This window comes from Rhodococcus sp. D-46, assembly GCF_011290655.1.
GTDB lineage: Bacteria > Actinomycetota > Actinomycetes > Mycobacteriales > Mycobacteriaceae > Rhodococcus_F > Rhodococcus_F qingshengii.
The window spans coordinates 68,001-82,133 of the sequence record NZ_JAANTF010000001.1 but is presented as its reverse complement, the minus strand read 5'-3'; the positions used below and the strand labels follow the sequence as shown (position 1 = coordinate 82,133).

The 14,133-nt window shown below is 63.3% G+C and carries 12 protein-coding genes; 6 read left to right on the top strand and 6 right to left on the bottom strand.

All coding sequences use genetic code 11. The features are described from left to right. The first annotated feature begins 62 nt into the window (after positions 1-62). Positions 63-1,832 carry an Ig-like domain-containing protein gene (locus tag G9U53_RS00440; RefSeq protein ID WP_165638199.1) on the top strand — a complete coding sequence of 590 codons (1,770 nt, stop codon included), beginning with the start codon at positions 63-65 and terminating at the stop codon, positions 1,830-1,832. A gap of 51 nt (positions 1,833-1,883) precedes the next feature. Further along, positions 1,884-3,641, top strand: a complete 1,758-nt coding sequence (locus tag G9U53_RS00435; protein ID WP_003940813.1) for an Ig-like domain-containing protein — start codon at positions 1,884-1,886, stop codon at positions 3,639-3,641. A 69-nt stretch (positions 3,642-3,710) separates the two neighbouring features. On the opposite strand, the gene G9U53_RS00430 is transcribed toward G9U53_RS00435, so the two are convergent. The 3 genes from G9U53_RS00430 to guaB form a co-directional block, all read right to left on the bottom strand. Further along, positions 3,711-5,465, bottom strand: coding sequence for a GMC family oxidoreductase (locus tag G9U53_RS00430; protein ID WP_003940689.1), 1,755 nt, complete (start codon positions 5,463-5,465; stop codon positions 3,711-3,713). 173 nt (positions 5,466-5,638) lie between these two features. After that, a complete protein-coding gene (locus G9U53_RS00425) occupies positions 5,639-6,778 on the bottom strand; it encodes a GuaB3 family IMP dehydrogenase-related protein (RefSeq protein WP_003940976.1) in 1,140 nt (379 codons plus the stop codon). 27 nt (positions 6,779-6,805) lie between these two features. Then, positions 6,806-8,329 carry an IMP dehydrogenase gene (gene guaB / locus G9U53_RS00420; RefSeq protein WP_003940903.1) on the bottom strand — a complete coding sequence of 508 codons (1,524 nt, stop codon included), beginning with the start codon at positions 8,327-8,329 and terminating at the stop codon, positions 6,806-6,808. 243 nt (positions 8,330-8,572) lie between these two features. Between guaB and G9U53_RS00415 the strand changes: the two genes are divergently transcribed. After that, the gene (locus tag G9U53_RS00415; protein WP_003940777.1) at positions 8,573-8,977 is read left to right on the top strand and encodes a DUF5319 domain-containing protein; all 405 of its coding nucleotides are present in this window, start codon (positions 8,573-8,575) and stop codon (positions 8,975-8,977) included. 102 nt (positions 8,978-9,079) lie between these two features. On the opposite strand, the gene G9U53_RS00410 is transcribed toward G9U53_RS00415, so the two are convergent. From G9U53_RS00410 to G9U53_RS00400, 3 genes are all read right to left on the bottom strand, one after another. Continuing rightward, positions 9,080-10,018, bottom strand: coding sequence for an anti-sigma-D factor RsdA (locus G9U53_RS00410; protein WP_347570796.1), 939 nt, complete (start codon positions 10,016-10,018; stop codon positions 9,080-9,082). After that, on the bottom strand, positions 10,002-10,580 hold the full coding sequence (locus G9U53_RS00405; protein ID WP_003940953.1) for a sigma-70 family RNA polymerase sigma factor: 579 nt from the start codon (positions 10,578-10,580) through the stop codon (positions 10,002-10,004). The genes G9U53_RS00410 and G9U53_RS00405 overlap by 17 nt, the downstream gene beginning before the upstream one ends. 175 nt (positions 10,581-10,755) lie before the next feature. Next, positions 10,756-11,574, bottom strand: a complete 819-nt coding sequence (locus G9U53_RS00400; protein ID WP_347570795.1) for a hypothetical protein — start codon at positions 11,572-11,574, stop codon at positions 10,756-10,758. A gap of 646 nt (positions 11,575-12,220) precedes the next feature. Here G9U53_RS00400 and G9U53_RS00395 point away from each other — a divergent pair. From G9U53_RS00395 to G9U53_RS00385, 3 genes are all read left to right on the top strand, one after another. Continuing rightward, positions 12,221-12,517: a WhiB family transcriptional regulator gene (locus G9U53_RS00395; RefSeq protein ID WP_003940939.1), complete on the top strand. Its 297-nt coding sequence runs from the start codon at positions 12,221-12,223 to the stop codon at positions 12,515-12,517. A 192-nt stretch (positions 12,518-12,709) separates the two neighbouring features. Then, a complete protein-coding gene (locus G9U53_RS00390) occupies positions 12,710-13,375 on the top strand; it encodes a fasciclin domain-containing protein (protein ID WP_007728616.1) in 666 nt (221 codons plus the stop codon). A gap of 88 nt (positions 13,376-13,463) precedes the next feature. Further along, a complete protein-coding gene (locus G9U53_RS00385; protein ID WP_165638198.1) occupies positions 13,464-14,132 on the top strand; it encodes a sigma-70 family RNA polymerase sigma factor in 669 nt (222 codons plus the stop codon). The last annotated feature ends 1 nt before the right edge of the window (position 14,133 follow it).

Genomic DNA, 14,133 nt, shown 5'->3' with positions numbered 1-14,133 from the left:
GATCAGGATCACGATCGCAAACGGCCGGCGCCGCCGAACGGCGCTCACCTCGAGGAGGACCTGTGCGTCGATTCATACGACGACTCGCCATACCTGTCGCGGCTGTGACGGCTGCCGCCGGACTTCTAGTCCTCGGCACGCCGGCCACCGCTGACGAAGCCCCGCCGACCACTTTCACCGGCACGACCGACAACCTGATCTTCACGAAGAGTGTCATCGGGAACGCGGCAGTTCACCCAGGCGACACCGTCACGTACAAGACCGAGATCAAGCACAACGAAAGCGGCATCGAACGGTCGATCGCAAAGATCCGTGACATCCCGCCCGCAGGATTCGTCCTCGTGCCGGGCAGCGCCAAGGCCACCTACCTGGGTGTGACCAACCGGGCCACGATCAGCAACGAATCAGACGGCGGAGTCTCCGCGAAGTGCTCGAGCGGCTGCACCTTCCTGGTCGGTGGATTCGTCGTCAAGAAGAACCAACCCGTCACACTGGAAGCGACCTACACGGTCCCCGTCGGCACAGCATTCGGGACGTACGACAGCGGCATGCTCTTCGACGTCAACGCCTTCAGCACACAGCAGGGCCTCAACCCGATCAACGTCAACGTCCAGGTAGTCGACCCGTCTGTCGCCACCGGAACCACACTGGTTGCACCGGCAACGGCGAAGGTCGGCACGCCGGTCGACCTGACCGCGACAGTTGCGCCGTCCGACGCGAGCGGCACCGTCCAGTTCAAGGACGGCGGCAACGACATCGGCTCACCGGTCCCGGTCTCGGGCGGTAGCGCCACCCTCTCCCACACCTTCGACAGCGTCGGCGCCCACGACATCACCGCCGCGTACAACGCCGGTCCGGGATTCCACAGCTCGACCTCCGGAGTCCAGACCGTCGACGTCTCCGCGGACACCACCACCACGATCTCGGCCCCGAACGCCGCGCTGGTAGGTGACAGCATCACCGTGAGCGCTGTCGTCACACCGGCAAACGCCGTGGGCACGGTGCAGTTCAAAGACGGCGAGACCAACCTCGGCGCACCGGTGGCTGTAGTCAACGGGACGGCTTCCCTGACCCGCAGCTACGACGCTTCGGGCACCCACAGCTTCACCGCAGTGTTCACCGGCGAGGCCGGTTACGGCGATTCCGTCTCCACCGCAACCCAACTCGAAGTCAGCGATCCCGACTGGGGAACCACGACCACAGTTGTCGAACCACTCACCGCTGTTGTCGGTGAACCGACCAACCTCTCGGCCACCGTCTCCCCCATCCCGAGCAGCGGAACCGTGACGTTCAAGGTCGACGGCGCCGAGGTCGGTACCGCACCGGTCGGCACGGGTGACGGCGTCGCGATCCTCCCGCACACCTTCGCATCAGCGGGCACTGCAGCCGTGACGGCAGAGTTCTCCGGCGGAACCGGATTCATCGGCTCCACGTCCACGTCGTTCACTGTGAACGTCACCGATCCCGAACCCGCCCGCGCCGACACCACGACGTCTCTGACCGTCAGCGGCTCGGCTCAGGTCGGAAAGGCATTGCAGCTCAAGGCCACCGTCGCACCCGGAACAGCAAACGGAATGATCCAGTTCAAGTCCGGCACGACGCCCATCGGCGCACCCGTTGCCGTCGTCAACGGCGTCGCGACACTCACGCACACCTTCGACGACGAGGGAACGTTCGGCCTCACTGCCAACTTCGTCGGCGACGCCGGTTGGAAGAACTCCGTCTCCGGCCCGACGGTCGTGCAGGTCGGCACCGCACCGACAGACGGCGGCGGCACCGGAAGCGTGGACACCGGTTCGCTCAGCGGCCTCATCCCGCTCTTCGGAAGCTAGTCCCCCACATCAGCTTTGGACACCACTCCCGTACCCAGCTCAGGAGAATCCATGTTCGTGTACTCCAGACGTCGCATCGCGGCGCCGATCGCCGCCACGGCACTCGCCAGTGGCGTCATCCTCGCGGGAATCCCCGCATCAGCGGCCCCCGTGACAACAACCTTCGGCACGAGTTGCCTGGCAACCCCGTCCGCTGTCGCCGGTCCGACCACGCAGTCACAGTCCGGCTCGGTCATCGTCGACGCACCGGAATCCATCGGCGCCGGTGAAACCTTCGAGGTCACCATCCAACCCGGCCCCATCGCCTTTCCCGGCTCCGCTTCGGGGGCGACCGTCCAGAACGTCTCCCGCATCAAGGTCGACGTCGACGTTCCTGCGAACGCCACCCTGGTGGAAGCCACCATCGTCCCCGGCACTTCGGCGGGGCTCAGCGGTGTAGCGCCGAACATCCTGCGCGTCAACGAGAACGGCAACGTCGATCCCAACGGAACGATTCTGCGCCTCTCCGGAAACAACCAGGTCATCGGAAACAGCCCCAGTTCGAGCATCAACTCCGAGGGCGGCATCGTCGTCAAGGCGACCGGCAAGAACGTCGACGGTTCCAACAATGCCGACGGCTACACGCAGTTCCAGCTCCCCCAGGTCAAGGCAGTTCTCAAGGCCGGCGATTCAGGGGACGTCGCGATGAAGGTACGCACCGGCGGCAGCGCGGGAGCGTGGAACAACGATCGCAACTTCCTCACGTTCCTCCCCAAGGCCACCCTGGTCATCACCGCCTGGGCACCCACGCGATGCACCCCGCGTGACGCCGAGAACGGTCCGCTCAACAGCGGCGCAGGCCCCCTCGCCACGACGCGGATCATCGAGGCGGACAAGGCAACCACCACCACAGTCGTCGGACCGGCCAACGCCAAGAACGGAACTCCCGTCACCCTGTCAGCCAACGTGAGCGGCGGCGCAAACGGTGGAACCGTCCAGTTCTTCGACGGCGACAACCCACTCGAGGACGCCGTGCCGGTAACCGGAGGGTCGGCCAGCATCTCCCCGACCTTCACCGAGGACGGACCGCACTCCATCACCGCGAGCTACAGCGGAGCCCCCGGGTTCCTGGCGTCGACGTCGGCGTCGGCCAAGATCGTGACCGTCACGACCGATGCACCGCCGGACGCCGTGACCACTACCGCCACGGTGTCGCCGTCGACCGCGAAGGTCGGACAAGACGTCAACCTGACTGCCAAGGTCGATCCGCAGGGTACCGGCGGCACCGTCGATTTCATCGTCGACGGCACCGAAACGGTCAGTGCTCCGGTCGGAACCGACGGAGTTGCCGTCGCTCCGTACACCTTCACCTCGACCGGAACGCACAAGGTTGTCGCGAAGTTCACGGGCTCACCAGGATTCGCGCCGTCCGCTGCCCCGGCATTCCCGGTCAGTGTGACGACGCCGGCTCCGGCCGACGTCGAGACGACCACGGTTCTCGACGCTGTCGGAACTGTTCAGAAGAACACCCCGGTGACGCTCAAGGCAACGGTCGATCCGTCCGGCGCCACAGGCAAGGTCCAGTTCAAGGTCGGTGACACCCTCATCGGTGGACCGGTCGACGTGGTCAACGGTGTCGCAACGGTACCGGCGACGTTCTACAACTCCGGGACCTACAGTGTCACCGCCGAATTCGTGGGCGCTTCGGGCTACACGGCCTCCGCATCCGCGCCGCAGACCCTGACCGTCCCCGGCGATACGGACGGCGGGCCCGGAGGCGGGACCGGCAGCCTCGACCTCGGCACTCTGTTCGGGTCGCTAGGAGGCTGACACTCTGAAACAGAGATGGGGCGTGTCGTCGAATCCTCGACGACACGCCCCATCTTCGTTCGCGGCGAACTATCCGGCTGCCGGCTCCGCCGGAACAGCGGTAGCTGTCTTGCCGCCGGTGATCTTCACGATCGGCAGGACCAGCGCGGCCGGAGCCGACGCCGGCACCACAGGCGACTTGGGTGCAATCGGAGCCAAACGCTCGTAGCCGCTGCCCTGGGCGGGACGCAGGTCGGTCTCCCCCTTGTTCGGCCACAGCGAGGCCGAACGCTCGGCCTGAGCGGCAATGGTCAGCGACGGATTCACGCCGAGGTTGGCCGAGACCGCTGCGCCGTCGACGACGCTGAGCGTCGGGTAGCCGTACACGCGGTGGTACGGATCGATGACGCCGTGATCGGAATCCGACGCGATAGCGCAACCGCCGAGGAAGTGCGCCGTCAGTGGAACGTTGAAGATCTCGCCCCACGTGCCGCCCGCGACGCCGTCGATCTTCTCGGCAACTCGACGCGTCGCCTCGTTGCCCTCCGGGATCCACGTCGGGTTCGGCTGACCGTGGCCCTGCTTGCTGGTGACCTTGCGTCGACCGAACAGGCCCTTCTTCGTGTACGTGGTGATGGAGTTGTCGAGGTTCTGCATGACCAACGCGATGATCGTGCGCTCACTCCAGTCCTTGACCGTCAACATGCGCAACATCTGGTACGGATTCTTCGCAACCACACCGAGGAACTTGATCCATCGGGGCGTCTTGCCGCCGCCGTCCGTCATCAAGGTCTGCAACAGGCCCATCGCGTTCGATCCCTTGCCGTAGCGGACCGGCTCGATGTGGGTGTCGCTGCTCGGGTGGAACGACGAGGTGATCGCCACTCCGCGAGTCAGGTCGAGTGCGGGATCGACCTTGTACTTGCCTGCGCCGACAATGGATTCGGAGTTCGTTCGAGTCAGCTCGCCGAGCTTGTCGGAGAGCTTGGGCAGCGCTCCGGTGTCCTTCATGTCGAAGAGCAGATGCTGAGTGCCCCACGTTCCGGCCGCGAGAATGACGTTCGCAGCCGTGTAGGTGCGGCGGTTCTTTCGTCCGAATGCACCGGTTCGCTCGGTGAACACGTCCCACGAACCGTCGCGAGCCTCACGAAGCCCGGACACGGTGGTCATCGGAATGATCTCGGCGCCGGCTGTCTCGGCAAGGCCCAGATAGTTCTTGAGGAGCGTGTTCTTCGCTCCGTGACGGCAGCCCGTCATGCACTCGCCACACTCGATGCAACCGGTGCGCTCGGGTCCGACGCCGCCGAAGTACGGGTCCTTCGCCTTCTTGCCAGGTTCACCGAAGTAGACGCCGACAGGGGTCTGGATGAACGTGTCGCCGACGCCCATGTCATCTGCGACGGACTTCATGATCTCGTCAGCGGGCGTCATGTGCGGATTCTGCACGACGCCGAGCATCTTCTGAGCCTGCTCGTAGTACGGGGTGAGCTCGCTTCGCCAGTCGGTGATGTGCGCCCACTGCTTGTCCTGGAAGAACGGCTCCGGCGGCTGGTACAGCGTGTTGGCGTAGTTCAACGACCCGCCGCCGACGCCTGCGCCCGCGAGAATGAGGCAGTCGCGCAACAGGTGCACGCGCTGAATGCCGAAGCACCCCAGCTTCGGAGCCCAGAGGAACTTCTTGAGATCCCAACTGGTCTTCGCGAAATCTTCGTCGGCATACCGTCGGCCGGCTTCGATGACGCCGACCTTGTAGCCCTTCTCCACGAGACGAAGCGCGCTCACGCTTCCGCCGAACCCGGATCCGACGATCAGTACGTCGTAGTCCGTTGCCCGTTGCTTGCCCATCAGGACACCTCCACCGTGAACCGTAGTTACCCGCCAGTATGCACCTATCCCTTGTGACTACCACCACAAGGGGCCCCATAAGCGTAACCGCAAGTATCAGGAACGGAAGAAAGTCCTGCACAACGAACTGTGGCCCCGGTTCACGAAGAACCGGGGCCACAGAAAGGTACAAACTACGCGCGGACTGTCAGCCCGACCTTCTGGAACTCCTTGAGATCGGAGTATCCGGCCTTCGCCATCGACCGACGGAGACCACCGACGAAGTTCAGCGAACCGTACGGATCGTCCGAAGGGCCGCTCAGAACCTGGTCCAGACTCGGACGCTCACCATAGGAAACCGGAAGAAGTGCTCCACGCGGAACCGAAGGATGAGCCGCAGCGGACGGCCAGTACCAGCCACCACCCGGCGCCTCGGCGGACACGGCCAGCGGCGTGCCCAGAACGGCAGCGTCCGCACCGCAGGCGATGGCCTTCGCCAGATCACCCGAAGTTGCGATGTCACCGTCGGCGATGACGTGGACGTAGCGTCCACCCGTCTCGTCGAGGTAGTCGCGCCTGGCTGCTGCAGCATCGGCAATGGCCGTGGCCATCGGAACGCCGATGCCCAGGACCTCACCGGTGGTGGTTGCACCCTCGGTAGACCCGTACCCGACGATGACACCGGCAGCGCCGGTACGCATCAGGTGCAGCGCGGTGCGGTGGTCACTGACCCCACCCGCGACAACCGGAACGTCGAGTTCCGAGATGAACGTCTTGAGGTTGAGCGGTTCCTGCTCGGTGTGCACGACGTGCTCGGCCGAGATGATCGTGCCGTGGACGACCAGGAGGTCGATTCCCGCCTTGATCAGCTCCGGCGTCAGTGCGCGCGCATTCTGCGGGCTGACGCGAACGGCAGTGGTGACCCCCGAATCACGGACCTGCGCCACCGCAGCTGCCAGAAGACCGGCCTGCAGCGGTGCCGCGTGCAGCTCCTGCAAGTAGCGGATGGCCGCGTCGACGCCACCGTCCTTCTCGGCGATCTCGACGAGACGCCGGAGCTTCTCCTCGACATCGGGGTGACGGCCCCACAGGCCTTCACCGTTGATGACACCGAGGCCGCCGCGCTTACCCAACTCGATCGCGAAAGTCGGCGAGACCAACGCGTCGGTGGGATGTGCGAGGACAGGAATGTCGAACCTGTAAGCGTCGAGCTGCCAAGCAGTCGACACCTCCTTCGACGAACGAGTTCGCCGGGAGGGAACGATGTTCACATCGTCCAACTCGTAGGTACGTCGGGCCGTTCGACCCATGCCGATCTCAACGAGGTCGCGCACGCGCGCCCCTTTCTCGTGTACTGGTTGCTAACGAGCGGTGTAGTTGGGTGCTTCGACAGTCATCGTGATGTCGTGCGGATGGCTTTCCTTCAAACCGGCCGCCGTGATCTGGACGAACTGAGCGTTCTGCAGGTGCTCGATCGTCGCCGACCCCGTGTATCCCATGGCAGCGCGCAGACCACCGGTGAGCTGGTGCGTCACCTGCGAGAGCGGGCCACGGAACGGAACACGTCCTTCGATGCCTTCCGGAACCAACTTGTCCTCGGAAAGTACGTCGTCCTGGAAGTACCGGTCCTTGGAGTACGACTTGGCCTCGCCACGCGACTGCATCGCGCCGAGCGAACCCATTCCGCGGTAGCTCTTGAACTGCTTGCCGCCGACCAGAATCAGTTCGCCGGGCGATTCAGCGGTACCGGCCAGGAGTGAACCCAGCATGGCCGTCGACGCACCTGCGGCAAGAGCCTTCGCGATGTCACCGGAGAACTGGAGTCCACCGTCGGCGATGACGGGCACACCCAGAGGCTTGCACGCGGCAACCGCTTCCAGGATGGCCGTGACCTGAGGGGCACCGACACCGGCGATGACGCGGGTGGTGCAGATGGAACCAGGGCCGACTCCGACCTTGACGGCATCGACGCCGGCTTCGACCAGTGCCAGAGCACCCGCGCGCGTAGCGACGTTGCCACCGATGATCTGAACCCGCTCGCCCAGTTCACGCTTGAGCTTGGCGATCATGTCGAGAACGTTGGACGAATGCCCGTGCGCACTGTCCACCACGAGTACGTCCACACCGGCATCGGTGAGCGCCATCGCGCGCTGGAAGGCGTCATCGCCGGCACCGACTGCAGCGCCGACGAGAAGTCGACCGTCACGGTCCTTGGTGGCGTCGGGATGCTGCTCGGTCTTGACGAAGTCCTTGACCGTGATCAGACCGGTGAGCTTGCCGTTGCCGTCGACGATCGGCAGCTTCTCGATCTTGTGCCGACGAAGAAGGCCCAGTGCCACGTCAGCGGTGACGCCTTCCTGAGCGGTGATCAGGGGCATCTTGGTCATGATCTCCGCGACCGGGCGGTTCTGGTCGACCTCGAAACGCATGTCCCGGTTGGTGACGATGCCAACCAGCTGGCCGGCGTCGTCGGTGACCGGCAGACCGGAGATGCGGAAACGAGCGCACTTCGCATCGACCTCACCCATCGTGTCGGTCGGCTTACACGTGACGGGATCGGTCACCATGCCGGCCTCGGACCGCTTGACCGTCTCGACCTGTCCTGCCTGGACCTCAACCGACGAGTTGCGGTGCAGAACACCCATGCCGCCGGCGCGTGCCATCGCAATTGCCATGCGCGACTCGGTGACGGTGTCCATCGCAGAACTGACCAACGGAATCCGCAGACGGATGTCGCGGGTCAGTTGACTGGACGTGTCGACCTGGCTCGGGATGACGTCGGACGCAGCAGGCAACAGCAGCACGTCGTCGTATGTCAGTCCCAGCATCGCGACCTTGTTGGGGTCGTCTCCTCCGGTGTGTACATGTCCTGCAGAACTACTCATGCGGTCAGGACCCTCCATGGACCTAGATTCGCCCAGGGCGACCGCTGTAGCAGCCGCCTCGAAACGGATTACGAAAGCTGGATATCGGATAGAAGGCGCCTGCACGGAAAGAAATTCCTGGCACCTTTTCCCGGCGTTGCACACCATGGTATCGGCTCACTCAAAGGTCCGAACCATCCCACCCACGCTGCGTGTACGCGCAACAAGTGGCGCTGACCCCCCTGACCTGCGTACCGTGGTGCTGTGCGTGATCAACTGCCCCCCGGTCTGCCGCCAGATCCCTTCGCCGGCGACCCAGCTGACCCCTCCGCGGCTCTCGATGCCATCGAGCCGGGCCAACCACTCGACCCCCACGAACGCCAAGCGGTCGAGGAGGATCTCGCTGACCTTGCTGTTTACGAGGCACTCCTCGCTCACCGCGGTATCCGCGGTCTCGTAGTCTGCTGCGAGGACTGCCAACAGGATCACTACCACGACTGGGACATGCTGCGCGCAAACCTGCTGCAGCTGCTCGTGGACGGAACCGTCCGCCCCCACGAGCCTGCCTACGACCCGATGCCTGAGGCATATGTCACGTGGGACTACTGCCGTGGATACGCCGACGCGTCGATGAACGAGGCGATGCACGGCGACGGTTTCGACAGCTGAGCGAAACCTCACCCAAGCTCATACGAAAGTGGCCGACAAGCAATTGCTTGTCGGCCACTTTCGTATGAATTCAGATCGGAACTATGCCGATCAGAGCGGGTCTCAGGGCGGCGGTGACGAGAAATCACCGGACGGCGACGAGGCAGGCGCCAGAGACGTCGTCGTCGTGGTGGTGGTCGTTGTCGTCGTGGTTGTCGTCGGCAACGAGGTCGGAGGCGTCGAGGAAGCCGACGTCGGCGGCAACTGCAGCTGCACTCCCGGATCTGGTTTGGTCGAACTTGTCGGTTCGCCAGGTCCCTGAGGATTGAGCGGTTTGACCGAGGAGCCCGGAATTGCCGTGATCGAAGTGGTCGGGCCGGCCGGCTGACCACTCGTCGACGGCGGCGCTACGGGTGACGTGGTCTCCTGGACCTGCGTCATCAACTTGCCCCAACGCTCGACGAGGTCGGTCTTGTCCTGCGAGTCCTTGACCGCATCGGCACGGTGAGCTGCGTTGTCCAGCACCATCTTTGCCGCAGGAATGTCTCCGGCAGCCAACAGCCGCTCGGCCTTTTCCAGCTCGGAAGTCGTGTCGATCTTCGCAACTGTCGAGTTGGCCTCGTCGGCGAAGACGACCTGCTTGACACCCCACAGGGCATCGCCGGGCTGGGCGTCGTACGCCATCGCCGTCGCGCCACCGAAGACCACTGCTGCAACAGCTGCAGCGGCGGCGATCGGACGAACCACACGCAATCGAGAACGGGAACGGGAACGCTGACGATCGGAGAAGCCGGACGGCGTCGCTGTGATTGCAGCGATGACATCGTCCAACAACGGACCCTCGGGCATCGGAGTCGCAACGACATCGTCACGCCATTGCGAGAGGATCAACGCAAGTTCGTACTGTTCGGTGCTATCGGTTGCTACCGGCCCACCATTCGAAATGGATTCGATCAGCGCATCGTCACGCCGAACCGCAGCCAAATCCACTGGCGTACCGTCGTCGGCGAGATCACCGAGATTCGAAGCGTCATGCCCCTCGTCTCTAGCCAAAGCTCTCACCTGCTTTCGTCACTTCTTTTTTCAGTTTCGCGATCGCTCTGTGCTGAGCGACTCGTACAGCTCCGGCGGTACTACCGACGGCGACGGCCGTTTCCTCGGCCGACATCCCGACCACCAGGCGAAGTATCAAGATTTCTCGATGCTTCTCCGGAAGTGTGCCGAGAAGTTCGTGCATCTGTCTGCTGGACTCCGAATCGAGAGCTCGCTGTTCGGGACCATCATCCAGTGCTATTACATCCGGTACTTCGGAAACGGGCTCCGACTTGTTACGGGCGGAGCTTCGATGTGCGTCCGCAACCTTGTGCGCGGCAATTCCGTACACAAAGGCCATGAACGGGCGTCCCTGGTCCTGATAACGCGGCAGCGCGGTCATCACGGCCAGACAGACTTCCTGTGCGACGTCGTCAGCGGACAGGTGTCCTCTCTCGGCCGCACCCACTCGACCGCGGCAGTAGCGCACCACCATCGGTCGGATGTTCTCCAGAACCAAAGCTAGAGCTGTACGGTCGCCCTGCGCAGCAGCAGCGACCGCGGTGTCCAACTCATCGCTCGTATTTGTCATCGTCAGCGAAAATCCTGGCGTTACAGTGGCACCTCCCGAGCGGGTGTGCTCCCGCTCTCAGCGGAACCCTCTAAGAGTAACCATCCGGACCGACTGGTCTCCGCATACCTGCCCAGCAGTCGCGATATCGATACAGCTCCTTCTGGAATGTTCTCCGGAGACTTCGGTGGAGTGGTTACGACAAAGGTAGGAGTGATCCACCACGCATCGCAATCAGATCGCCGATCTCCCGGGCACTCGGTGAGGTTCTCTCACCGCTGACACCTTCGATCAACAGAGACGACGCCCAGGCCAGGGGCAGCAGGCCGTATTGCCGGCACCGCGCGAACACATCTGCTGCCATCTTCACGGCTGCGCTCGCGTCGGTTCCGGTCAGCGCGGCGCTACGCAGCAGATCCGACTTCACGCGGTGCCGCACAGACTCCGATTCCGCTGACAATTCGACGGCGCGTTCTGCGTGTCTGCGGGCACGAGCGAAGTCGCCTCCCGCCAACGCCAATTCTGCGGAGACCCATTCGATCCGAATTTCCTGCCGCCACAGCCCGCCCTCGGCATCCAGACGCGCCCGACATTGCGCCAGCAGGCGCCAGCCGAGCGGGAGCCTGCCACAGCCGAGGGCGTCTGCGGCCCGACCGGTCAGAGCGTCACAGGCAGCCTCTGGATCACCTGGCAGGCCGCCGACGATCGCCAGTGCGCGCCCGTCCCACGTGGACGCGAGTGCATGGCGTCCGCTCTGGCGAAGAAACGACGCCCTCGTGCTGGCAGACAGAGAGGCAAGAACTCGATCCGAGTGCGTCGAGAACCCGGCCGTGAGCCGATCGAGGACATCCAATGCAGCCCGCGCTCTTGCGTAGTGGCCCTGACCACCCAGCACTACTGCCGTTGTCCACCAATCTCGGGTAGAGCAAGGCGCCGGGAGGCGGACGAGATCCGGATCCGCACCGAACGCGGCAGACTCGAGGGGCCCTGGAAGTGCAGTTGTTTCGTTGGGCACAGGTGATTGAGGGCGCGCAGGTGTCGACACAGGTTGATCATCGCAGCAGCACGAGCAGACATTCGCACGACCGGCGTCACACCAACGATGCCAAAAGTCGCACGAAACACGAAAAGGCAAGTTTGTCGGAGTTAATCAGATATTCAACTGAGATTTGCCAAATGTACTCGTAATGATATTTAACGGGCATATATCCGTGACGTTAACTGCATTACTTATTGGACGGATGTCCTAGTTGAAACTTGGGCACTAAGTCCCGAAATGGAGTGCAACCCCGCCCACGCAATATCGGACAAATGACGCAAACCGAGCCGAATGACCGAGTGATTTCGCCGGGCGATCAGCCTCGAACATATCCCTGATCTGTAGGTTTCGCATCTCGAGCAGCCAGGCTTGCCGGCCGCCACCTCGATCGACCCAATTTCGACATCGGCGCAGAACAACGCACGAGGGGCCCGAAATGTAAATATATACTTCGTTAACTCTCGCATTTCGATATATGCCGATCGCCACTGAACGAGCCTATTGACGCGATTTACTCAGCACCCTTACGGTTAGCAAGCGTGAACGATTCAGAAGGCCCGGATAACCTCCGGGCAACTTGGTCCGCTCGTTGATCAACGCGAGCTTGCAGTAAGGAGTCAACATGCCTGCACCGAATCACCTTCCAGGCCCCAACGCAGACATCTGGGACTGGCAGATGCACGGTCTGTGCCGCGGAGTCGACTCCTCCATGTTCTTCCATCCCGATGGCGAACGCGGTAGAGCACGTGCCCAGCGCGAAACCCGCGCAAAAGAGATGTGCCGTCAGTGCCCGGTCCTGATGCAGTGCCGCAGCCACGCGCTGACCGTCGCCGAGCCGTACGGCATCTGGGGAGGAATGTCGGAAACCGAACGTGAACTACACGCGCGCCACCGTCGCACCACCCGCATAGCTTCCTGATACACGTAGGTAGAGCGCACTAAGCCCCCGAGAGTTTTCGGGGGCTTTTGCGTGTGGACGGGACACCGTCGAAAATGCGTGTGGACGGGACACCGTCGAAAAGAATTCCCGACACGACCCATCCGACCGACGCCCGCCTCCGAATGCCTTCTGACAGTGCACCTCAGCACATCCCTTCAGGAAGGCAGACCCATGAACACCTCTACTCGAGTTCTGGCAGTCACCGCAGCAGCCTCTTTCGCCGTCTTCGGCGTGGTCGGTTGCTCCTCGGACGACAACGATTCGTCGACCGACACGTCCAGCGCCGCCATGACGTCTTCTGCCATGGGATCGAGCATGTCTCCCAGCAGCGCGATGGCGGAGCCTGCTTCCGATCTGGTCGGTGCCGGTTGTGCCGACTATGCAGCCGCAGTGCCGAGCGGCGCCGGATCGGTCAGCGGAATGGCCCAGGATCCGGTTGCCACAGCGGCGTCCAACAATCCGTTGCTCACCACCTTGACCGCGGCGGTCTCCGGCCAGCTCAACCCGGACGTCAACCTGGTCGACACTCTCAACGGTGGCGAGTTCACCGTCTTCGCACCGATCGACTCGGCATTCGCCAAGATCGACCCCGCCACGATCGACAGCCTCAAGACGGACAGCGCCACGCTGACCAAGATCCTCACCTACCACGTGGTTCCCGGCCAGATCGCCCCTGACGCGATCGACGGAACGCACCCCACCGCCGAGGGCGGAACGGTCACCGTCACCGGATCCGGTGACAACATCAAGGTCAACGACGCAACTGTCGTCTGCGGTGGAGTCAAGACCGCAAACGCCACCGTCTACCTCATCGATTCGGTGCTGATGCCGCAGTAGTCCCCACCTGCTGTGCGCCTTTATCAACCCCCCGCGGTTAATAAAGGCGCACAGCGGCCAACGGCGGGCCAAGAGAAAAGAACCGGACATGCACGCTACGGTTGTACGCGATGAAGCGAGACAACTCTTCGTGAGCGAGCCAGACCATGCGTCGGATGCGGCCGACGCATGCCCGACGGACAATTCTGCGGCCCGCACCGCGCGAATCGCGGAATCACGCGAGCTGGCAGTGATCCTCGCGAACGTCGCCGGTGGCGACCAGAGCGCCTTCGCCGAGTTCTACGACCGAACCATCTCCCGTGTGTACGGCATGGTTCTTCGTGTACTCCGTGATCCAGGTTTCTCCGAGGAAGCGGTCCAAGAGGTCTACCTCCAGGCCTGGAAATCAGCCGACAGCTTCGACCCTGCCAAGGGGTCCGCGCTTTCCTGGCTCCTGACACTTGCCCACCGGCGCGCAGTGGATCGCGTGCGCTCCGAACAGTCGAGTTCGGATCGACAGGCTCTCTACGACACCGCCAATGCCACTCCCGAGTTCGACGTCGTCAGCGACGAAGTGACACGAAGAGACGAGCATCGTGCTGTCACCGACTGTCTCGAAACGCTGACGGACACTCAGCGCCAATCAGTGACTCTCGCCTATTACGGCGGCCGAACGTACCGCGAGGTGGCCGAAGATCTCGGCGTGGCGATTCCCACGATCAAGTCGCGAATTCGCGACGGACTACTGCGCCTACGTGGATGTTTGGGGGTGATGTGAG